The sequence below is a fragment of the Serratia marcescens genome, from assembly GCF_006715005.1.
GTDB classification, from domain to species: Bacteria; Pseudomonadota; Gammaproteobacteria; order Enterobacterales; family Enterobacteriaceae; genus Serratia; species Serratia montpellierensis.
In genome coordinates this window covers 1,999,740-2,018,471 of sequence record NZ_VFMJ01000001.1, presented here as the reverse complement: position 1 = coordinate 2,018,471, position 18,732 = coordinate 1,999,740, and the positions used below count along the sequence as shown (strand labels likewise).

Annotated in this window: 19 protein-coding genes; 13 read left to right on the top strand and 6 right to left on the bottom strand. The window is 57.8% G+C overall.

The genetic code is table 11. The features are described 5' to 3' along the window. The first annotated feature begins 7 nt into the window (after positions 1-7). The gene (locus FHU12_RS09560; protein WP_141968998.1) at positions 8-1,312 is read left to right on the top strand and encodes a c-type cytochrome; all 1,305 of its coding nucleotides are present in this window, start codon (positions 8-10) and stop codon (positions 1,310-1,312) included. 37 nt (positions 1,313-1,349) lie between these two features. Here the strand turns inward: FHU12_RS09560 and FHU12_RS09555 are convergent, their stop codons facing one another. Further along, the gene (locus FHU12_RS09555; protein ID WP_141968996.1) at positions 1,350-2,519 is read right to left on the bottom strand and encodes a cupin domain-containing protein; all 1,170 of its coding nucleotides are present in this window, start codon (positions 2,517-2,519) and stop codon (positions 1,350-1,352) included. Positions 2,520-2,782: 263 nt separating this feature from the next. Continuing rightward, a complete protein-coding gene (locus tag FHU12_RS09550; RefSeq protein ID WP_141968994.1) occupies positions 2,783-3,736 on the bottom strand; it encodes a LysR family transcriptional regulator in 954 nt (317 codons plus the stop codon). Positions 3,737-3,839: 103 nt separating this feature from the next. Here FHU12_RS09550 and FHU12_RS09545 point away from each other — a divergent pair, with 103 nt between their 5' ends. Both FHU12_RS09545 and FHU12_RS09540 read left to right on the top strand, forming a co-directional pair. After that, entirely contained in the window at positions 3,840-4,406 is a 567-nt protein-coding gene (locus tag FHU12_RS09545; RefSeq protein ID WP_116286995.1) for a chromate transporter, read from the top strand. Then, positions 4,403-4,924, top strand: coding sequence for a chromate transporter (locus FHU12_RS09540; RefSeq protein ID WP_103682005.1), 522 nt, complete (start codon positions 4,403-4,405; stop codon positions 4,922-4,924). The genes FHU12_RS09545 and FHU12_RS09540 overlap by 4 nt, the downstream gene beginning before the upstream one ends. Before the next feature lie 4 nt (positions 4,925-4,928). Here the strand turns inward: FHU12_RS09540 and FHU12_RS09535 are convergent, their stop codons facing one another. Then, positions 4,929-5,282, bottom strand: a complete 354-nt coding sequence (locus FHU12_RS09535; protein WP_103682004.1) for a protease inhibitor Inh/omp19 family protein — start codon at positions 5,280-5,282, stop codon at positions 4,929-4,931. A gap of 411 nt (positions 5,283-5,693) precedes the next feature. Here FHU12_RS09535 and FHU12_RS09530 point away from each other — a divergent pair, with 411 nt between their 5' ends. Further along, complete coding sequence (locus FHU12_RS09530) at positions 5,694-7,310, top strand: serralysin family metalloprotease (RefSeq protein WP_141968992.1); 1,617 nt, start codon at positions 5,694-5,696, stop codon at positions 7,308-7,310. 43 nt (positions 7,311-7,353) lie between these two features. Here FHU12_RS09530 and FHU12_RS09525 read toward each other — a convergent pair whose 3' ends face one another. Together FHU12_RS09525 and FHU12_RS09520 are read right to left on the bottom strand one after the other, a co-directional pair. Beyond that, positions 7,354-8,004: a dihydrofolate reductase family protein gene (locus FHU12_RS09525; protein WP_141968990.1), complete on the bottom strand. Its 651-nt coding sequence runs from the start codon at positions 8,002-8,004 to the stop codon at positions 7,354-7,356. A 69-nt stretch (positions 8,005-8,073) separates the two neighbouring features. Beyond that, positions 8,074-9,075, bottom strand: a complete 1,002-nt coding sequence (locus FHU12_RS09520) for an alpha/beta fold hydrolase (RefSeq protein WP_141968988.1) — start codon at positions 9,073-9,075, stop codon at positions 8,074-8,076. Between the two features lie 232 nt (positions 9,076-9,307). Here FHU12_RS09520 and FHU12_RS09515 point away from each other — a divergent pair, with 232 nt between their 5' ends. The 9 genes from FHU12_RS09515 (at position 9,308) to FHU12_RS09480 (ending at position 17,750) form a co-directional block, all read left to right on the top strand. Then, the gene (locus FHU12_RS09515; RefSeq protein WP_141968986.1) at positions 9,308-9,739 is read left to right on the top strand and encodes a DcrB-related protein; all 432 of its coding nucleotides are present in this window, start codon (positions 9,308-9,310) and stop codon (positions 9,737-9,739) included. Positions 9,740-9,770: 31 nt separating this feature from the next. After that, the gene (locus FHU12_RS09510; protein WP_260440721.1) at positions 9,771-14,012 is read left to right on the top strand and encodes an RHS repeat-associated core domain-containing protein; all 4,242 of its coding nucleotides are present in this window, start codon (positions 9,771-9,773) and stop codon (positions 14,010-14,012) included. 1 nt (position 14,013) lies between these two features. Continuing rightward, entirely contained in the window at positions 14,014-14,367 is a 354-nt protein-coding gene (locus FHU12_RS09505) for a hypothetical protein (protein ID WP_049295562.1), read from the top strand. A 398-nt stretch (positions 14,368-14,765) separates the two neighbouring features. Continuing rightward, positions 14,766-15,236, top strand: a complete 471-nt coding sequence (locus FHU12_RS09500) for an Imm26 family immunity protein (protein ID WP_232097079.1) — start codon at positions 14,766-14,768, stop codon at positions 15,234-15,236. A 188-nt stretch (positions 15,237-15,424) separates the two neighbouring features. After that, the gene (locus tag FHU12_RS09495) at positions 15,425-15,883 is read left to right on the top strand and encodes a hypothetical protein (RefSeq protein ID WP_019456326.1); all 459 of its coding nucleotides are present in this window, start codon (positions 15,425-15,427) and stop codon (positions 15,881-15,883) included. Between the two features lie 12 nt (positions 15,884-15,895). Then, the gene (locus FHU12_RS09490; RefSeq protein WP_260440720.1) at positions 15,896-16,297 is read left to right on the top strand and encodes a hypothetical protein; all 402 of its coding nucleotides are present in this window, start codon (positions 15,896-15,898) and stop codon (positions 16,295-16,297) included. 154 nt (positions 16,298-16,451) lie between these two features. Further along, a complete protein-coding gene (locus FHU12_RS09485; RefSeq protein WP_260440719.1) occupies positions 16,452-16,949 on the top strand; it encodes a macro domain-containing protein in 498 nt (165 codons plus the stop codon). Further along, positions 16,936-17,208, top strand: coding sequence for a macro domain-containing protein (locus FHU12_RS27385; RefSeq protein WP_260440718.1), 273 nt, complete (start codon positions 16,936-16,938; stop codon positions 17,206-17,208). Before FHU12_RS09485 ends, FHU12_RS27385 begins: the two co-directional genes overlap by 14 nt. Positions 17,209-17,219: 11 nt before the next feature. Further along, positions 17,220-17,750 (top strand): imm11 family protein, encoded by a 531-nt coding sequence (locus FHU12_RS09480; protein WP_046687010.1) that lies wholly within the window; start codon positions 17,220-17,222, stop codon positions 17,748-17,750. Between the two features lie 48 nt (positions 17,751-17,798). Here the strand turns inward: FHU12_RS09480 and FHU12_RS09475 are convergent, their stop codons facing one another. Next, positions 17,799-18,695, bottom strand: a complete 897-nt coding sequence (locus tag FHU12_RS09475; protein WP_141968980.1) for a PhzF family protein — start codon at positions 18,693-18,695, stop codon at positions 17,799-17,801. Positions 18,696-18,732 lie beyond the last annotated feature (37 nt).

The following is an 18,732-nucleotide window of genomic DNA, read 5'->3' as shown; positions in this document are numbered from 1 at the left end:
AGATGCGATGAGCAACGCCTTGAAAGGGCTGTTATGGCTGATTATTGCCGTGGTGGTGTTGGCGGGAGGATACGCGCTGTACACGCTGCTGCGGCCCACCGGCGCGGAGCCAGCGGCGCCGATCGCCGGGGCGCCGGCCGGCATCACCGATAAACTGGCGCGCGGCGAGTACCTGGCGCGCGCCGCCGACTGCGTGGCGTGCCACACCGCGCCGGGCGGCGCGCCGTATGCGGGCGGCTTCGCCTTCAAGCTGCCGTTCGGCACGATTTACGGCACCAACATCACCGCCGACAAGGAAACCGGCATCGGCAACTGGAGCGACGATCAGTTCGTGCGCGCGGTGCGTGAGGGCATCGGCCCGCAGGGCAACCTGTATCCGGCGATGCCTTATACCTCGTACACCGAACTGAGCCGCGACGACGTGCTGGCGATCAAGGATTATCTGTTCAGCCTGCCGCCGGTGAAACAGGCCAACCCGCAAAACGATCTGTCGTTCCCGTTCAACCAGCGTTGGGGCATGAAATTCTGGAACCTGGCGTTCTTCCATGAGCAGCGCTTCGCACCGGATCTCAACAAGGATGAACAGTGGAACCGCGGTGCCTATCTGGCGACGGCGCTGGGCCACTGCGGCGAGTGTCATACGCCGCGCAATCTGGGGTTCGGTCTTAACCAGAGCAAGTACTTGAGCGGTGAAGTGGTGCAGGGCTGGTTCGCCGCCAACATCACGCCGGACAAACAGACCGGCATCGGCGGCTGGAGCGACCAGCAGCTGTCGCAATATCTGGCCACCGGTCATGCGCCGGGGCGCAGCAGCGCCGCCGGCCCGATGGCGGAAGCGGTGGAAAACAGCCTGCAGTTCCTGACGCCGGAAGATAATCTGGCACTGGTGAAATACCTGCGCGATATCGAACCGATTGCCGGCGATGGCGCGGCGGCGGTGAACCTGCAGCCGAAGGGCGCGGGGGCCTCCACGCCGATCCTGCCGGGCGGGCAAGACAGCTCGCTCGGGCGGCGGATATTTGCCAACGACTGCAGCGGCTGCCACCAGTGGAACGGGCCGGGCCGCCAGAGCGAGTATGCATCGCTGGTGGGCAGTACGGCGGTGAACGATCCGCAGGGGCGCAGCGTGGTGCAGGCCATCCTGAAGGGGACGAGCATCAGCGTCGGCGAGCGGCATGAGATGATGCCGGCGTTCGGCAGCGCCTATTCCGACGAGGAAGTGGCGGCGGTCGCCAACTTCGCGGTCGGCCACTTTGGCGACAAGCAGGGCAAGGTCACCGCCAAACAGGTGGCGGAGCAGCGCAAGCAGTAAAGAAAAGCGGCGAGGGAGTCTCTCCCTCGCCGCAGCGTCAGCGGCTGCGCCGGGACATGACCCGTTTGTCTTTCGGTCTATCCTGCCAGTCCTCAACCTGATTATTGAAGTTGTCCGCCAGCAGGTAGGCCGGGGTTTTCGCCAGCCAGTCGGACAACGAAATATCCTGATAAATGCCGTTATCCATCACGATCAATACCTTCAAATCCTCATCGCCGATGTTCTCGATGTAATGGCCGAAGCCCTGCGGCACGTAACCGACGTCTGAAGGCGCGTACTCTTCCGTCTGCGCGTGGCCGTGCGAGCTGAACACCGTCATGCGGCCTTTGCCGGCAATATAGTATTGCCATTCGTTGGCGTTGGGGTGCCAGTGCAATTCCCGGATCGCGCCGGGTTTCACGATCTCGATGATGCCGGTCATGGTGGTGGAAATGGGAAATTCTTTCGACGACACCAAATGGACGCTGCCGGCGTCATTTTCAAAGAACGGCTTTTGCTTCATTAATTCATAGCGGTGGGTCAGCGGGGCATTATTTAATCCGCCGTCGCTTTTCGGCAATGGCAAGGCGGGCGGAACGGCGCCGCCGACAATATACGCTTCGCCCTGTTTGGCCTTGGAAAATACCGCCGCCGGCATGTCGACGCTTTTTTCCAATACCTCTTTCGGCATATGCGCCACCCAATCGGTGATGCTGAAGGTGCCGAATTCGGAGAAATGGCCGTTATCGAATGCCAGAATAAAATGCGCGCCGTCCGCCAACGCCTGAATGGAATGACCATAGCCTTTCGGGAAATACCAGACGTCACCGGGGCCGAAATCCGCCACCTCACATTTTCCCTCGGGATCGAGGATGGTGATGCGCGCATGGCCTTCCAGCATAAACGCCCATTCGGCGGCGATGGCGTGCCAGTGCAGTTCGCGCACGCCGCCTGGCTCCAGCGTCATGTCGACGCCGGCCACGCCTTCGGAGATCGGGAATTGCTCGACGGTGGCTTCGCGTGCCCAGCCGCTGGGCAGGCTGCGTTTTTTGCTGTCGGTGAATTTGTATTTATAGAGATGCTGCGCATCGGCTGGCGGCTGATAGCTGCTGGGGGGCACGATATTGCGATGGTCGTCGGCAGCGGCATTTTTGGCGATGCCGCCGATCATGCCGGCGGCGGCCGCGCTGACGGCGGAGACTTTCAATATATCACGACGCGATAGCATAGCATTTTCTCCAATATAAAACCGTGCGCCTGCAGTGGCAGGCGACAGGGAAGGCACGATCGCCATTGAAATGATTTTTTGTCATCGGCGGGAATAGGCTGTGACCCTTAAATCCTAGCGGCTGGAATGTATTGCGTAGGCGCTTATTTGTTTGTGTTTGTTACTAAGTGAGTGCAGGTTTAATTAATTATCCGGAAGTTGAATAGTCATTAATTGGAATTAATTTTAGTCGCTGGCCGGTTTAAATAAATAATAAACGAACGTCATTTTTTATTGGCCGTTCGGGCTGTTGTTGTGACGTCAGCGTCCGGCGCCCCCACGGTTTCCAGCACCAGCTGACGAAAGCGATCGACGATCGGCGAAGCCGGGCTATGGCGCAGCGCCAGGTAAAGCGGGGCGCTGAGCCGCGCTTCTTCGGCGATCGTGCGGTAGACGATGCCGTCGCCGCTCAGCCGCCGCATCGAACCGGGCACGATTGACAACCCCAGCCCGGCGCCGACCAGGCTGAGGGTGGCCGGCAGGCGCGGCGCTTCCTGCACGATGCGCGGGCTGAAGCCGGCGCGGTGGCAGGCGGCCAGGATGGCGTCGTACAACCCCTGACCGGCCGGGCGGCGATAGAGAATAAAGGCCTCGTGCGCCAGTTCGGCCAACGGCAGCGGTTGCTGCGCTTCTTGCGCCAGCCGGTGGCCCAGCGGCAGGGCGACGATCATCGGCTCGCTGAGCACCGGTTCCACGCTCAGACCGGGAATGCCGCTGGCCGGTGAACGCACGAAGGCGGCGTCGAGGCGCTGTTCCAGCAACGCCTCCATCAGCTCGCCGCTGCCGGCCTCTTCCAGCTGGGTGGTGATGCCCGGCAGGATGTCGCGGTAGCGGCGCAGCAGGTTGGGCACGAACGGGTGCAGCGCCGCGGAGCTGGTGAAACCGATGGCGATGTGGCCCTGCTCGCCGCGGGCGGCGCGCTGCACCGCTTCGCGCAGGCGCTCGGCGCGCGCCAGCAGGGCGCGGGCTTCTTCGAACAACACGCCGCCCGCTTCGGTGACGCGCACGCCGCGCGGCAGGCGCTGCAACAATTTCACGCCCAGTTCATCTTCCAGCCCCTGCAACAGGCGGGTCAGCGGCGGCTGCTGGATAAACAGCCGCTCGGCGGCGCGGGTGATGTTGCCTTCTTCCACTACGGTGACGAACGCCCGCAGGCGACGCAGTTCGATCATTGCCATACCTCAGAGGTATCTTTAGTTGTTCCGGAATGCATTAGACATCATGGCATGGCGACGCGCATGATACCAGACATCAAAACAAGCGATGTGGAACGGCAATGTCATGTCAGATATCAATACGTTAAAACCGCACCCGGCGGCAGCGCCGGGCAACGCGGAGCTGTTTTTGGGCTTTCTGTGGCTGGGGCTGATTGGCTTCGGCGGCGTGTTGCCGCTGGCGCGCAGCATGTTGGTGGAGCGGCGGCGCTGGCTGAGCGGCGAACAGTTCACCGAGCTGCTCGGGCTGTGCCAGTTCCTGCCCGGCGGCAATGTGATCAATCTGTCGGTGGCGGTGGGGATGGAGTTTCGCGGGCTGCGCGGCGCGCTGTGCGCCTTGCTGGGCCTCATCAGCGCGCCGACGGCGATCGTGGTGGGGCTGGGTATGGTGTACGCCCGTTTCCAAAACGATCCGCATGTTCAGCATGTGTTCGCCGGGCTGGCCGCCGCCGCCGCCGGGCTGCTGCTGTCGACCGGGATCAAGATGCTGCTGCCGCTGCGCGGTAAATGGCCGGCGCTGGCGATCGTCGCGCTGGCGCTGATCGCTATCGCCTGGCTGCGCCTGCCGCTGCTGCCGACCATGCTGGTGCTGGCGCCGCTGAGCATTCTGCTGATGTGGCGGTGGCCGTCATGAGCGGAGTGTTGATTGCGTTAGCGCTGATCTTCACCGAACTCTCTCTGCTGGCGTTCGGCGGCGGCATGACCATTCTGCCGGAAATGCAGCGGCAGGTGGTGGAGGTGCATCAGTGGATGAGCGCCCAGGAGTTCAGCGCGCTGTTCGCCATGGCGCAGGCCGCGCCGGGGCCGAACATGATGATCGTGCCGCTGGTCGGCTGGCATGTGGCCGGCTGGGCGGGACTGTTGGTTTCTTCGGTCGCCAAATTCGGGCCGTCCTCCATCGTCACGCTGCTGGTGATGGGCGCCTGGCGGCGCTTTAAGGATCGCCCGTGGCGCCGCATCGTGCAGGCCGGGCTGGTGCCGCTGACCGTGGGGTTAGTGGCAGCCAGCGGCCTCTTGATCGCCGAGGCTTCCGCGCCCAGCTGGCGGCTGGCGGCGATCGTGGCGCTGGCGACGGGGTTGAGCATGAGCAAGCGCCTCCATCCGCTGTGGGTGCTGGCGGGCGGCGCGCTGCTCGGCTTGCTGTTTGCCTGAAGGGTTAGCGCGGGATCAGCACAAAGCGCGAAGGGCCGTTGCGGTCGATCAGCTCATAACGCTTCGGCGCGGTCAGGGCCAGAAACGCCACCATGCTCCCTTCGGCGTCGGTCAGCGTCATGCCGTCCGGCGTCGGCCGCCAGGCGACCGGTAGCGCGTGCAGCGCCAGCGGCTGCAGGCACTGGGCGGAGGCGGTGAAGCGGAAGGCGTTGGTGTTAGCTACCGTTTCGTCGCTCAGCTGCACCTCGCAGACGGCTTTGCCGTCGCCGATGGCGGCGAGCTGCCAGTCGCCCTTCAACGCGGCGGGTTCCAGCAACGGCAGGGAACTGCCCAGGGCACTGCTGCACAATACGCTCATAACGACTCCTGTCAGGCTGGCGCGGCGCAAGGCGCGCATAAGGAAATGGGTTGGCATCGGGTCACTCCTTTCGGCTGTCCGTTCACACCTTAGCACGTTCCCCGCGGGATGATGAGGCAAGGATTAGGTTTTTTAATCCTCGATTATTCTGATCTAACCGTCGCTAAAACGTGCAAATAAACGAATAATTAATCCGTTAATGCGCTCATTTTTCTCATTAATATAGTGAGAATACAAATTGTTACGTATATCTCCATCTCTATGCCCGGCACGGTGAAGCCAGGCCGGACGGGCTCGCGCCAGCGGGGTGAGTCACTATACTGGTCAATCCTAAGCCTTGGCTTAGATAAGAACGACTGATGAATAGTCTTACAAAGCGAGTGGGTTCCTATTGTGTAAAAGGAGAATGCAATGCGCAGTCGCCACAATGACATTTTGCAAGATGACGATGAGTTCACCAGCCTGGCCGCCACATCCCCCAACGATCATAACTATCAGTTTTACTATCACCAGCCCGGCAGCCCCTATGACGGATTGGGGTACGGTGCGCTGTTCACGCTGGACAACGCCAACCTGTACAGCAACCAGCGTGGCGGAGCAGCCATTAATAATTTGGGTAAAATCCGCGATAACTTCAGCTTCGATCGCGCCGCCGATCAGCTGACGCGGCCGGGCCTGACACACAACGGCGATCAGGCGTATCACCAGCCGGTGGCGCTGACCTATTCCTTCCTGACGCAGAGCGCGCTGAACCGCATCGGCCAAACCGACGACGGCGACAAGGGGCTGCAGCCGCTGACCCAAGCGGCACAGGCTCAGGCGCTGAAATCGATGCAGGCGTGGGCCGACGTGGCGAACGTAACCTTTACCGAGGCGGCGTCCACCGATATCAACCACCGCGCAGACATCACCTTCGCGTATTTCACCCAGCGTGCCGACGGCAGCACCGCCGCCGGCAGCGGCCCGAATGCCATCAACGCTTACGCCTATTACCCGCCGAGCGCCAAACCGGGCAGCGATAACGCCTTTGCGGGCACGGTGTGGTTCAACAAAAACTTCGCCACCCATCAGGCGCCGGTTAGCGGCGACTTCAGCAGCCAGACCTTCACCCACGAACTGGGGCATGCTCTGGGGCTGGCGCACCCGGGAGCTTATGACGCGTCGTTGGGCAACCCGAGCTACCAGAACGATGCGGCTTATTATCAGGATTCGCTGCAATACTCGATCATGAGCTATTTCAACGCCGGCTACACCGGCGCCGACACCAAAGGGGTTTATGGCTATGGCCCGATGGTGGATGACATCGCCGCGATCCAAAAATTGTACGGCGCCAACATGAGCACCCGCACCGGCGACACGGTGTACGGCTTCAACTCCAACACCGGGCGCGATTTCCTGACCGCCACGGCGGACAACGGCAAACCGGTCAACTTCGCGGTGTGGGACGCCGGCGGCAACGACACGCTGGACTTCTCCGGCTACAGCCAGCAGCAGATGATCAACCTGAACGACGGCGCGTTCTCCAGCGTTGGCGGCGGCACGCAGAACGTCGCCATCGCGCGCGGGGCGATCATCGAGAACGCCATCGGCGGCAGCGGGCGCGATGTGATCATCGGCAACGATCAGGACAACCTGCTGGCGGGCAACGCCGGCTCCGATATTCTGTACGGCGGCCTGGGGGCGGATCATCTGTGGGGCGGCAAAGACGCCAACAACTTCACCGACTATTTCGTCTATCTCAATGCCAAAGAGTCCACGGTGGCGGCGTTCGACGTGATTGAAGACTTCGAGCACGGCATCGACAAGATCGATCTCTCCGGCCTGCGCTTCAACAACAGCCTGAGCGAGCTGCGCTTTATCGACAGCGGCAGCGCCTTCAGCGGCCAGAAAGGCGAGATCCAGCTCAACTTCGACGTCTTCAACGGCACCACCGATCTGTTGATGAACACCCAGAGCAACAGCTACGCCGCCGACTTCAAGATCCATGTGGTCGGGCAGGTGGAGCAGAGCGATATTCTGTTTGCCTGAGGGTGATGAAGGGGAAAGAGAAAAGGGCCGAACGGCCCTTTTTTTACGACTGGGCCGCCGCCGCGCTTTCCGCTACGAAAGAACCGGTCGTCACCTCGCCGGCGCGGCGGTAGTGGGCCACGATCACGCCGCCGGGCGAGATCACCGAGTGAGCCAGCGTGAAGGCCGCCGGCGCCGCGTTATCATCGAACAGCCGTTTGCCGCCGCCGAGCAGCACCGGGTAGGTGAGCAGGCGCAGTTCGTCCACCAGGTCGTTGGCCAGCAGCTGTTGCATCAGCGTGCTGCTGCCCTGCACCAGCAGCACCGGCCCCTGGGTGCGCTTCAGCTCGCGCAGCCGGGCGAGGATGTCCCGCCCCAGCCACTGGCTGTTTTCCCACGCCAGCGTTTCGCCGTGGTGGGTGGCGACGTACTTGGTGGCCTGATTGAACGAGCGGGCGATACCGGCGGAAAACGGATCGGCCTCGTCGGTGATGTGCGGCCAGTAGCCGGCGAAGATATCGTAGGTGCGCCGCCCGAGCAGCAGATCGAAAGGTGCTGAGAAAAGATCGCTCATCGTTTCCGCGACGGCGTCATCCCAGTAGGGTGCGGTCCAGCCGCCGAAGCGAAAACCGCCGCTGCGGTCTTCGTCCGGCCCGCCGGGCGCCTGCATCACGCCGTCGAGGCTGACGAACGCGCTGGCAATAATCTGTCGCATGGCTGTCTCCTGCAATTGAGTGCCAGCTGAAAGTTTAGCCGCCGTGCGGCGGCCGCGCTAACCGGCCGCTCAGGGTTGCAGCGCCTTGAGCAACGCCTGATGGAAACGCTCCGGTTCCTCCATTTGCGGCGCATGGCCCAGCCCGGCGAATTCGATCAGCGTGGCGTGCGGGATCAGTTTCGCCGTCTGCTTACCCAGCTCCGCGTAGTGCCCGATCCTGGCTTTGACCGCCGGCGGGGCGATATCGCTGCCGATGGCGGTGGTGTCGGCGGTGCCGATCATCAACGTGGTGGGCGTTTGCAGATACTTGAACTCGTAATACACCGGCTGGGTGAAGATCATGTCGTAGATCAGCGCCGAGTTCCACGCCACCAGGCGGTGGCCCGGCCCGTTGTTCAGCCCGGCCAGCATATCCACCCAGCGATCGTACTCTGGCTTCCAGCGGCCGCCGTAGTAGGTGCGTTGCTCATAGTTGCGGATGCCCTCGGCGGAGGTGTTCAGCTCGCGCGCGAACCATTGATCGACGCTGCGCCACGGCACGCCTTTCGCCTTCCAGTCCTCGAGGCCGATCGGGTTGACCATCACCAGCCGTTCCACCGCCTGCGGATACATCAGGCTGTAGCGCGTGGCCAGCATGCCGCCGGTAGAGTGGCCGATGACGATGGCCCGGCTGATTTTCAGGTTCTGCAGCAGGCCGTGGGTGTTTTGCGCCAGCTGCTGGAAGCTGTACTGGTAATGCGCCGGCTTGGTGGAGGCGCAAAAGCCGATTTGATCCGGCGCGATGACGCGATAACCGGCCTTGCTCAGCGCCTTGATGGTGTCCTGCCAGGTGGCGGCGCAGAAGTTTTTACCGTGCAGCAACAGAGCGGTGCGGCCGTTGGCGGTGCCTTCCGGCGGCACGTCCATATAGCCCATCTTTAACGTCTGCCCCTGTGAGGTGAAGCTGAATTGCTGCAACGGGTAGGGGTAGTGAAAGCCCTGCAGCTCCGGGCCGAACTTCGGCGTTTCGGCGGCGGCGGGGAACGCGGCCAGCGTGGCGCACAGCAGTGCGCTGCGGGTGAATCTCAGCATCCTGATCTCCTGAAAAGGGCGATAGCCGAGTATAGCCACAATCAGGGCGTCGGCGCGCCAGTGGTTTCAGATAATTCTGTAATATGACGGTTTGATTCCCAGCCAGATTCCGGCCACGCTCTTTTTCACAGTGAACGCGGTCACGCCGCGCAACATTGGCGGCGCCTGATGGTTTTATTTCAAGGCTAAGTTATGCGATGCTTAAGCATTATTTATGCAAAAGGATCCTCGCATGTCCGCTTTATCCCGCTGCGCTTTCAGCGAAGGCAGCGTCGCTTTGCCGGAAGGCTATGCCGATCGCACGGTCAACGTCCTGTTGGCCGGCGATGATGTTTCCCCCTCAGTCAATATTTCCCGCGATGCGCTGCAGCCGGCGGAGAACCTGGAAGGCTACGTCACCCGCCAGCTCGATGCGCTGGCGCAGGGGCTGAAAGGCTGGGCGTTCAAAAGCCGCGAGCCGGCGACGCTGGGCGATGGATTAACCGCCGGTGAATGGGTGCGCGCCAGCTACCTGCGCGACGGCAAACGCATCTGGCAAAACCAGGCGGTGTTCGCGCTGGCGGAAGGCCGGGTGCTGGTGTTCACCCTGGCGATGGCGCGTAAGCTGACGCCGCAAGACGACGCGCTGCTGTTGCAGGTGCTGAGCAGCTACCGGGCGGCATAACGATGAACTCTTCACGTAAAAGGAACTTACGATGACCGAAGCGGCTCGCGTCGGCGATATTATCGGGCATTCCCATGCCCTGGCCGGCATGATTGCCGGCACCCTTGTCGGCGGCCTGATCGCCGCCGCAGGCGCGGTGGCGGCGGGGGCGCTGTTCGTCGCCGGCCTGGCGGCTTCCTGTATCGGCGTTGGCGTGTTGCTCATCGGCGCCAGCCTGGCGGTGGGGTATCTCACCGGGGAGGCGGCCACCGCGGCGCGCGACGGCATTGCCGACGCCGGTGCCGGTAGCCTGACCCCCAAAGGCAATATCGTCACCGGCTCCCCCAACGTCTTCATCAACGGCAAACCCGCCGCGCTCGCCACCAATAGCCAGGTGGCCTGCAGCGACGACGGCCCGAGCATGCAGATGGCGCAGGGCTCCGACAAGGTCAGCATCAACGGCCAGCCCGCCTCGCGCGTGGGGGACAAAACCAACTGCGACGCGCAGGTGATGGAAGGCTCACCCAACGTGTTTATCGGCGGCGGCACCGTCACCACCTTGCCGATCAAGCCCGAAGTGCCGGATTGGCTGTACAAGGTCTCTGACCTGACGCTGCTGTTCGCCGGCCTGGTGGGCGGCGTGGGGGGCGCCGCCGGCAAGCTGGGGGCGCTCGGCAAACTGCTGGGCAAGCTGCCCGGCATCAACAAGCTGGCGCGCATCGCCTGCCGCGCCGGCACCCTGATGACCGCCACCGCCGCCGTCGGCATTATCGCCCGGCCGGTGGATATCGTCAGCGGCCAGAAATTCCTCGACGGCGAAGACGATCTCGATTTCGTGCTGCCTTCGCGGCTGCCGGTCGCCTGGCAGCGCTATTGGCGCAGCGGCAACCCCGGCGACGGCGTACTGGGCCGCGGCTGGAACCTGTTCTGGGAGAGCAGCCTGCAGCCGTATCAGGACGGCCTGGTGTGGCGCGCGCCTTCCGGCGACTTCGTCGCTTTCCCTATGGTGCCGCGCGGCCATAAAACCTACTGCGAAGCCGAAAAATGCTGGCTGATGCACAACGACGACGGCAGCTGGCAGCTGTTTGACGTCGGCGAACAGATTTTCCACTACCCGCCGCTGGCGGGTGACCAGCCGAGCCGGCTCAGCATGATCACCGACGCCATCGGCAACGCCACCTCGCTGTTTTACGACGACGAGGGGCTGCTGAGCGAACTGGTGGACAGCGCCGGGCAGCGCCTGATGTGCCGCTATGCGCAGGGCCGCCTGCGCGAAGTGGCGCTGCAAACCGCCGAAGGCGAACGGACGCTGGCGCGCTACGGCTACGATGAGCAGGGCCAACTGACGACGGTGAGCAACCGCGCCGGTGAGGTAACGCGCCGCTTCGGCTGGCGCGACGGCCTGATGATCAGCCACCAGGACGCCGCCGGGCTGCTGAACGAATACCAATGGCAAGAGATCGACGGCGTGCCGCGCGTGACGGCCTACCGCAACAGCGCCGGAGAATCCCTTGAGTTCGGCTATGACTTCGCCGGCGGGCGCCGCAGCGCGGTGCGCGGCGACGGCAAGCGGGCGGAGTGGCGGCTGGATGACGACGACAACGTGGCGCAGTACACCGATTTCGACCAGCGCCGCTACGGTTTCATCTACCAACGCGGCGAACTGTGCAGTGTGCTGCTGCCCGGCGGCGCGCAGCGCCAGAGCGACTGGGATCCTTACGGCCGCCTGCTGTCGGAGACCGATCCGCTCGGCCGCGTGACGCGCTATCAATATTCGCGCAACAGCGGCCGGCTGTTCGCCGTCGCGTACCCGGACGGCAGCAGCGAGGCGCAGCACTGGGACACGCTGGGGCGCCCGACGCGCTATGTGGATGCCCTGGGCAATACCACGCTGTACCGCTATCCGGATGACGAAGAGAGCCTGCCGGCTAGTGTGATCGACGCGCTGGGCGGGGAAGTGAAGCTGGAGTGGGACGCCCGCGGCCAGCTGACGCGCTACACCGACTGTTCCGGCAGCGTCACGGCTTATACCTACGATGCGCTCGGGCAACTGACGGCGCAGACCGATGCCGAAGGCCACCAGACGCGCTACCTATGGGATAACGGCGGCCGCCTGCACACCCTGATCCACCCGGACGGTGGCGAAGAGCGCTTTAACTGGAATGCGCACGGCCAGTTGGCTGAACATCAGGACGCGTTGGGCAGCCTGACCCGCTGGCAGTACAACGCCCTGGGGCTGCCGGTCAACATCACCGATCGCATCAACCGCACCCGGCGCTATCACTACAGCCCGCAGGGCTGGCTGACGCGGCTGGAGAACGGCAACGGCGGCGAATACCGCTTCAGCTACGACGCGGTGGGCCGCGTGCTGGCCGAAGAGCGCCCGGACGACACCCGCCACTATTATCGCTACGGCGCGGCCGGGCTGCTGGAGGAGCACCGCGAGGTCGGCCTGCCGGGCAGCGCGGGTGAGCTGACGCAGCGCGAACAGCGCTTCCGCTTCGACGAGGCCGGGCAGCTGGTCTGGCGCGGCAACGCCAGCGCGGAATGGCATTACCGCTTCGACGCCATGGGACGGCTGCGCGAGCTGAACCGCCTGCCGACGGCGAGCGGCGCGGCGCTGGGCATCGAGCCGGACAGCGTGCAGATGCGCTATGACGCCGCCGGGCGGCTGCTTGGCGAGCAGGGCGTGAACGGCGAGCTGCAATACCAATGGGATGCGCTGGCCAACCTGCAGGCGCTGACGCTGCCGCAGGGCGATCGCCTGCAGTGGCTGTATTACGGCTCCGGCCACGCCAGCGCCATCAAATTCAACCAGCAGGTGGTGAGCGAATTCACCCGCGATCGCCTGCACCGGGAAACCGGCCGCAGCCAGGGCGCGCTGCAGCAGCAGCGGCGTTACGACGCCATGGGCCGCCGCAGCTGGCAGAGCAGCGCCTTCGGTCACGACAAACTGACCCGGCCGGAAGACGGCGTGCTGTGGCGCGCTTATCGCTACACCGGCCGCGGCGAGCTCGCCGGAGTGAGCGACGCGCTGCGCGGCGAAGTGCACTACGGTTACGACGCCGAGGGCCGCCTGCTGCAACACCGCGAACCCAATCAGGGCAAACCGGGCGCGCGGCTGGTGTACGACCTGGCGGATAACCTGCTGGGCGAGCGCAGCCCGCAGAGCGATATCGACGCGCACCTGCCGCTGGCGCCGATCGCCGACAATCGCCTGACGCACTGGCAAAAACTGTTTTACCGTTACGATGCCTGGGGCAACCTGATCAGCCGGCGCAACGGCCTGTATGAACAGCACTACCGCTACGATGCCGACAATCGGTTGGTGCAGGCGCACGGCCGCGGCCCGCAGGGCGAGTTCGAGGCGCAGTACCATTACGACGCGCTGGGCCGCCGCAGCCGCAAGGCGGTGCGCTACAAGGGCAAAACCGCACAGACGACCCGTTTCCTGTGGCAGGGCTACCGGTTGCTGCAGGAGCAGCGCGACGACGGCAGCCGTCGCAGCTGGAGCTACGATCCGGCCAGCCCGTGGAGCCCACTGGCGGCGCTGGAGCAGGCGGGCGACAGCCGCTCGGCGGATATCTACTGGTATCACACCGATCTGAACAGCGCGCCGCTGGAAGTGACCGACGCGGCGGGCAACCTGTGCTGGTCCGGGCAGTACGACACCTTCGGCAAGCTGCAGGGCCAGACGGTGGCCGGCGCGGCGAAGCGGCAGGGCGCGCAGTATCAGCAGCCGCTGCGCTACGCCGGGCAATATCAGGACGACGAAAGCGGCCTGCATTACAACCTGTTCCGCTACTACGAACCCGAGGTGGGGCGTTTCACCACGCAGGATCCGATAGGGCTGCGCGGCGGGTTGAACCTGTATCAGTATGCGCCGAACCCGCTGATGTGGGTGGATCCGCTGGGGTTATCTCCAGTAAGCCCAAAAACTGTTCTTTTCTCACAAGACAGTATTAATCCTGTCTTCGATGATGGCAGGAATGTTAATGAGTTAATTCATAGATTGAAAAACGATCCGTCATATATCAATCAAGTAGAACCTATTAGAAAAGTAAGAATGCGTGATTTACCAGAAAATGTACAAGAAAGGTTAATTTCCCAAGGTGCACATAAGGATTCTGTCTTTAGTCTTGATAACCGGCGTCTTTATGCAGCTAAAGAGGCTGGTGTAGCCAAAATCCCTTCTAGGTGGGCAACACAGGAAGAATTGTCGAAAATTAATCTTAATAGGCGTTTTTCAACTAAGAATTCAGGTAGGTCAATTAGAACTAGAGGATGTGCTTAAAATGAATGTACAAGCAATAAAAACTAAGTATGGAATCATACTAGGACGAGATGCCTTGATCATTTCTGAACATGAAATCAGTCTTTCTCCTTTTACATTTAAAGTTAAAGCGTTGCTTTCGTTATCGGCATGCGAGCCAGAGGTTTTGAATGAGGCAGATGTGAAAATAGAGTTCTTTTTTAGTGAAATAGAAAGGATGTCTATTTATAAAGTTGATGACTACCCTTATGAGAGGTATTCAGAGTCAAGCTTTGATTTGCTGGAAGAATACAGTTCAGGAAAAAAAAGAGTTGCGTTAAGTACTTATGATCATGTTTTCGATGTTACAGGTAATTTTAAAATATTGTATGAATAACGAGGCGTTTTGAATCGCAGAAAAAGATCGAAGTGGTAGGAGGCATAGTAACAACAGTCGCTGCGCGACGCCTTTGGATTGATAGAACACCACGAAACAGGACTACTTGATGCCTCCATACCATCGAGTAGGTACCTGTACCTATTAGCTGTTAAACCAATAACGGCGTGGGCGGTAGCGTGTTAAAACTACGAAGTCGTTAAGTTTGGTCAAGCCCGTGGTTATGAGCAGAATTATATAGAAAAATATAAAACGCGCACTGGTGTTATAGGTGGGGAAATATCTCAGACCAATAGAAGAAATAAATACAATTCAATCGATAATTGCCGTGCAGATCCTCGCGCAGCAGCATTTAAAGATGCTTATGGAAATAAGAAAAGGTTAGGGGGTAAATGTTGATGAATAAACTCGAATTTTGGGGTTGGGAAAAGAAACCAAGGACAATGCTCAGGTTTATTAAACCGGGTGATGTATTCTGCTTTAAGCTAACGGATGAAAAGTATGGTTTTGGGCGGATTATATCTAAGGTTAGCATTGGTCACTCGGCAGAAATATTTGATGCGTTCTCGAAAGAGCCGAAGGTGCCAGATGATCTGTTCTCTAATCCACAAATTGGGTCACACCCAATAATTTTGGATGCATATAGTCTGTTTGATAAGAAAATCTCTGGTGAGTGGAGAATTATAGGGCATCAGGAAGGGCAGGCTAAAAAATTCGAAAACACCTATTTTGTATATGGTGCTTTAGGGAATAGAAAGAAAGTAGATATGTATGGGAATAGTGAAAATGTTTCTGATAAAGATTCAGAACGTTATCCACCATATATGCCTAGTAATGACATGCATGTGCGAAAATTGCTAGCCATTTAATTTTCAAATGATTGTGCACTAATAGGTTGTTCAATTGAGAGCCATCTAAGTATAATGGTGGCTCGAATAGGTCGATAAAATCTCTGGGGTGATATTTATAAGGAGAAATATCCAAACGAGCAGGCTTGGTAATTTTGAAATATCCATCCGTACACATTGACAAATCATTTAATATTACGGTGTCTAACATGATTGATTTTAACGCTAGGATTGTGTCGGGTGTTTCCATGGGGAATGTCGCTCTAAATGAAAATATTTCATTATATATTAATGAGATGCACTCCAGATTTAGCGTTAAGATTAAAAGCCGCTTCCTACCTGACGGGAGTGAGCGAAATTCATATACAGTCGATAATGCCTTGACCGTCGTAACAGATAAGGACGGTGTCATTTTGTCACTTGGATGTAATGCTCATTATCAAGGGGGCTACAATGGAATCATATTCCCCGGAATGAAAGTGATAGATATAATCAAGCTGACGATGTCACAGAAAATATACAATGGTTCAATCATTATTAATGATGACTTTGGTGTTTCGTTTATACTCCCACCTCCATATGATGAGGTCGCCGATGCGATAAGCCATATTCCTGGTGGGCTGATAATAAACGAGATTTTCGTATCTGATTTTTCATTCTGGCGTTAGCTTATGGAGTATATGAGTGAGTTTAGTGAGAGTTTAATTAAATTTGGTGTGAGTGATATAGTTGTCACTGACTACATAGATTCGGATACACCGCCGATTTTTCACCCGATGTATGACAGGATTTACTTTATATCAGGTGAGGCTGTTTTTGATGTTTACATCGGTAATGATGGGATTGTTAATTCACATTTGGTTGAAAACATCGTTCCGTGGTTTGAGGTGGATGTGGATGATCAATTTTCTATGATGTCAATTTATTCCCAGTCATTTAAAACTGAGCAGGAGGTTAGGATAGTTGGAGTAAATTATAGTAACGCTCCGTTCTCAGGGGTTTTCTTAAAGTATAAGACAGGTGACGATGAGCGGCTATTGTCTTTAGAACCAAATAATTTTTTCGGTTTTCTTATTTCATAGTTCAAAGGATTTCGAGATTATTGAATGCTAGTGGTTAATTGAAGCTTTGAGTTTTTTGATAGTAGCATTGAAAATTAGAGGGTTATTGTAAGTAACATGGTGATTGACTGTTAGAAATAACTTATTTCATCTGTCGTGGGAGGAGGAAAGAACTGTGAAATCCGATAAGAATTATTATGAAGGTACATGTGAACTCATTTCTGGCGAGGGGAGGATCTATACTGAGTTTAATGGCGATGTTGCAACAAGACAAATAACTATAATAAATGATTTGTATTATTCATCCTCATCTTTGGAAGATTGGCACGAAGATATAGGTTTTTTACTTTATGATGGTAAGAAAAGTGAGCTTGATCTTTCTGAGTCAAAGTTGATAATTAGTCTTGAATTTGAAAGTGAATGGGATAAGGCAATCACCACTGATGTTTTGAATGACTATGTCAGTTTTAGTTATGGTGATGCATCTATTCCTTTGTCAAAATCTAAAATGATCATTCATATTGTGAATAATAAGGGTAAGTGGGGAAAAGGCTTTGTTGTTCCTCTTTCAAAACGCTATCCAGCAGTAAAGGAAGAATATTTAAAGTGGTTCTCTGAAAAAAAAGGATTTTTTTCTCGGGAATGTACAATTCATCTGTGTGAACGAAAATGAGCGGATATATGTTGCAAATATGTTGGCTCAGGATGGGCTAAAGAAAAGTAAAGATGATAATGCTCAGTATGTTTCATATGAAGCACTTAAAGAATGCCTAAGTTTGGTTTCTGATTATGCATTAAAAGAAAGGCTTAGTATACAATTGCCTATGATTGGTGCAGGATTGGGAGGTGGTGATTGGGATGCTATTTTTTCCCTAATCAAAGAGCGCTTAGCAAGAAAGAAAATAAAATGCAACATCGTTAAATTAGGTTGAGTGAGAGTGACATGAACTTCTATACTTTCAGTAGCTTTACATTTGGCGATAACTTGATTTATTTTCTCGATCCGAAATCAAGATTGTCCTGCTTTTTTATTTGGAATGAAGGTGATGGTAAGTTCCTATCCTACTCACGGCCAAAAGGGAAAATGCCAAGCGTTTTGAGTAGCGACATTTTTAATTTGCATGACTATTTTCCTGCCAGTCTCGGAATTCCAATTTTTTCAAAAAGGGCTAAGGCTGTATTTGAACGTAAGGTTTCTTCTGAAATGTCATTCTATGAGTGCGCGGTAGAAAACGTAACTGAAACGATGTTTCTGTGTAAAGTGAATAATTATTTTTCAATTATTGATGAGGAAGCCTCGACGTTCAGAGAACTTGAGGATGGAAGCAAGCTCATTGATGTGCCTGCTTACAAGTGTGACAGGGAGTTCTTTATTGCCAGGGATAGCATCTATTGTGAAAGGATAATTGTCTCTCAGCAGTTTGTTGACCTATGTAATGAAGAACAGCTAAACATAGGCTTTGAGCGTTGCTAATTGACGTTCCCAAAAGATGCTCACCATCCTCCTATTCCTCCCCCCAAACTAAATACCCAATGTACCATTAATCAGGGTGCGGCAGTGCCCGCCGATCCAGGGTTCGCCGTCAATAAAACGCACGCTCACGCGGCCATCTCGATTCAATTGGGTGCCCTGGCGCACCTGGTAACCCTGTGCGGTCTGGCCGCCGTCGGGAAAGCGGTTGGCCTTCAATAAGCGCGCCAGGCAGGCGTTGGCGCTGCCGGTCACCGGATCTTCAATCAAGGCGCCGCATTCCACCATAAACGCGCGCATTTCGTAATCGGCCGGTTCGGCCGTGGTGCAGGCGCCATAGATCACCACGCCATCCACATCGCAAGCCGTTTGCAACCGTTTCATCGTGGCCTGATCCGGCGTTACCGCCAGGCAGGATGGTGCGTCCGGCAGGCGCACCATCAGCCAGCGAATGCCCATCTCGGCAATCACCGGCAGGGGGCCTCCTTCAATCACCGCGGGCCGTAAAGCGGCCATCAGCCGTTCTGTTTCCTCAGCGGCCATTGGGCGAAACTCAACTTCGGGTGCGGCGAACGCCAATATGCCTTCCGGCTGGATATTGACCGCCACCAGGCCGACGCCGCATTCCTGCATCACCGTTCCAGGCCGTTTGGGCGTCAATCCGGCTTCCAGCAGGGCGTGGGCGGTGCCCAGCGTTGGGTGGCCGGCGAAGGGCAGCTCTTTTTCGGTGGTGAAAATGCGCACCTTATAATCCGCCGCCGGGTGCGTCGGTTTAAGTACAAAGGTGGTTTCCGAAAGGTTGGTCCAGCGGGCCAGTGCCAGCATCTGCGCGCTGCTCAGCCCCTCGGCCTCCAGCACCACCGCCACGGGGTTGCCCTGCAGCGGCGTACGGGTAAACACGTCCACCTGTTTGTAGGCGCGGGGTGTCACATCATCACTTCTGAGCATTTGCCATCATCCATTATCAACAAAACCTGATGATAAC

What these genes read in the sequence shown, in the direction of transcription:
- FHU12_RS09560 (WP_141968998.1), top strand. Translation starts at nt 8, where the DNA reads ATGAGCAACGCCTTGAAAGGGCTGTTATGGCTGATTATTGCCGTGGTG.
- FHU12_RS09555 (WP_141968996.1), bottom strand. Translation starts at nt 2,519, where the DNA reads ATGCTATCGCGTCGTGATATATTGAAAGTCTCCGCCGTCAGCGCGGCC.
- FHU12_RS09550 (WP_141968994.1), bottom strand. Translation starts at nt 3,736, where the DNA reads ATGGCAATGATCGAACTGCGTCGCCTGCGGGCGTTCGTCACCGTAGTG.
- FHU12_RS09545 (WP_116286995.1), top strand. Translation starts at nt 3,840, where the DNA reads ATGTCAGATATCAATACGTTAAAACCGCACCCGGCGGCAGCGCCGGGC.
- FHU12_RS09540 (WP_103682005.1), top strand. Translation starts at nt 4,403, where the DNA reads ATGAGCGGAGTGTTGATTGCGTTAGCGCTGATCTTCACCGAACTCTCT.
- FHU12_RS09535 (WP_103682004.1), bottom strand. Translation starts at nt 5,282, where the DNA reads ATGAGCGTATTGTGCAGCAGTGCCCTGGGCAGTTCCCTGCCGTTGCTG.
- FHU12_RS09530 (WP_141968992.1), top strand. Translation starts at nt 5,694, where the DNA reads ATGCGCAGTCGCCACAATGACATTTTGCAAGATGACGATGAGTTCACC.
- FHU12_RS09525 (WP_141968990.1), bottom strand. Translation starts at nt 8,004, where the DNA reads ATGCGACAGATTATTGCCAGCGCGTTCGTCAGCCTCGACGGCGTGATG.
- FHU12_RS09520 (WP_141968988.1), bottom strand. Translation starts at nt 9,075, where the DNA reads ATGCTGAGATTCACCCGCAGCGCACTGCTGTGCGCCACGCTGGCCGCG.
- FHU12_RS09515 (WP_141968986.1), top strand. Translation starts at nt 9,308, where the DNA reads ATGTCCGCTTTATCCCGCTGCGCTTTCAGCGAAGGCAGCGTCGCTTTG.
- FHU12_RS09510 (WP_260440721.1), top strand. Translation starts at nt 9,771, where the DNA reads ATGACCGAAGCGGCTCGCGTCGGCGATATTATCGGGCATTCCCATGCC.
- FHU12_RS09505 (WP_049295562.1), top strand. Translation starts at nt 14,014, where the DNA reads ATGAATGTACAAGCAATAAAAACTAAGTATGGAATCATACTAGGACGA.
- FHU12_RS09500 (WP_232097079.1), top strand. Translation starts at nt 14,766, where the DNA reads ATGAATAAACTCGAATTTTGGGGTTGGGAAAAGAAACCAAGGACAATG.
- FHU12_RS09495 (WP_019456326.1), top strand. Translation starts at nt 15,425, where the DNA reads ATGATTGATTTTAACGCTAGGATTGTGTCGGGTGTTTCCATGGGGAAT.
- FHU12_RS09490 (WP_260440720.1), top strand. Translation starts at nt 15,896, where the DNA reads ATGAGTGAGTTTAGTGAGAGTTTAATTAAATTTGGTGTGAGTGATATA.
- FHU12_RS09480 (WP_046687010.1), top strand. Translation starts at nt 17,220, where the DNA reads ATGAACTTCTATACTTTCAGTAGCTTTACATTTGGCGATAACTTGATT.
- FHU12_RS09475 (WP_141968980.1), bottom strand. Translation starts at nt 18,695, where the DNA reads ATGCTCAGAAGTGATGATGTGACACCCCGCGCCTACAAACAGGTGGAC.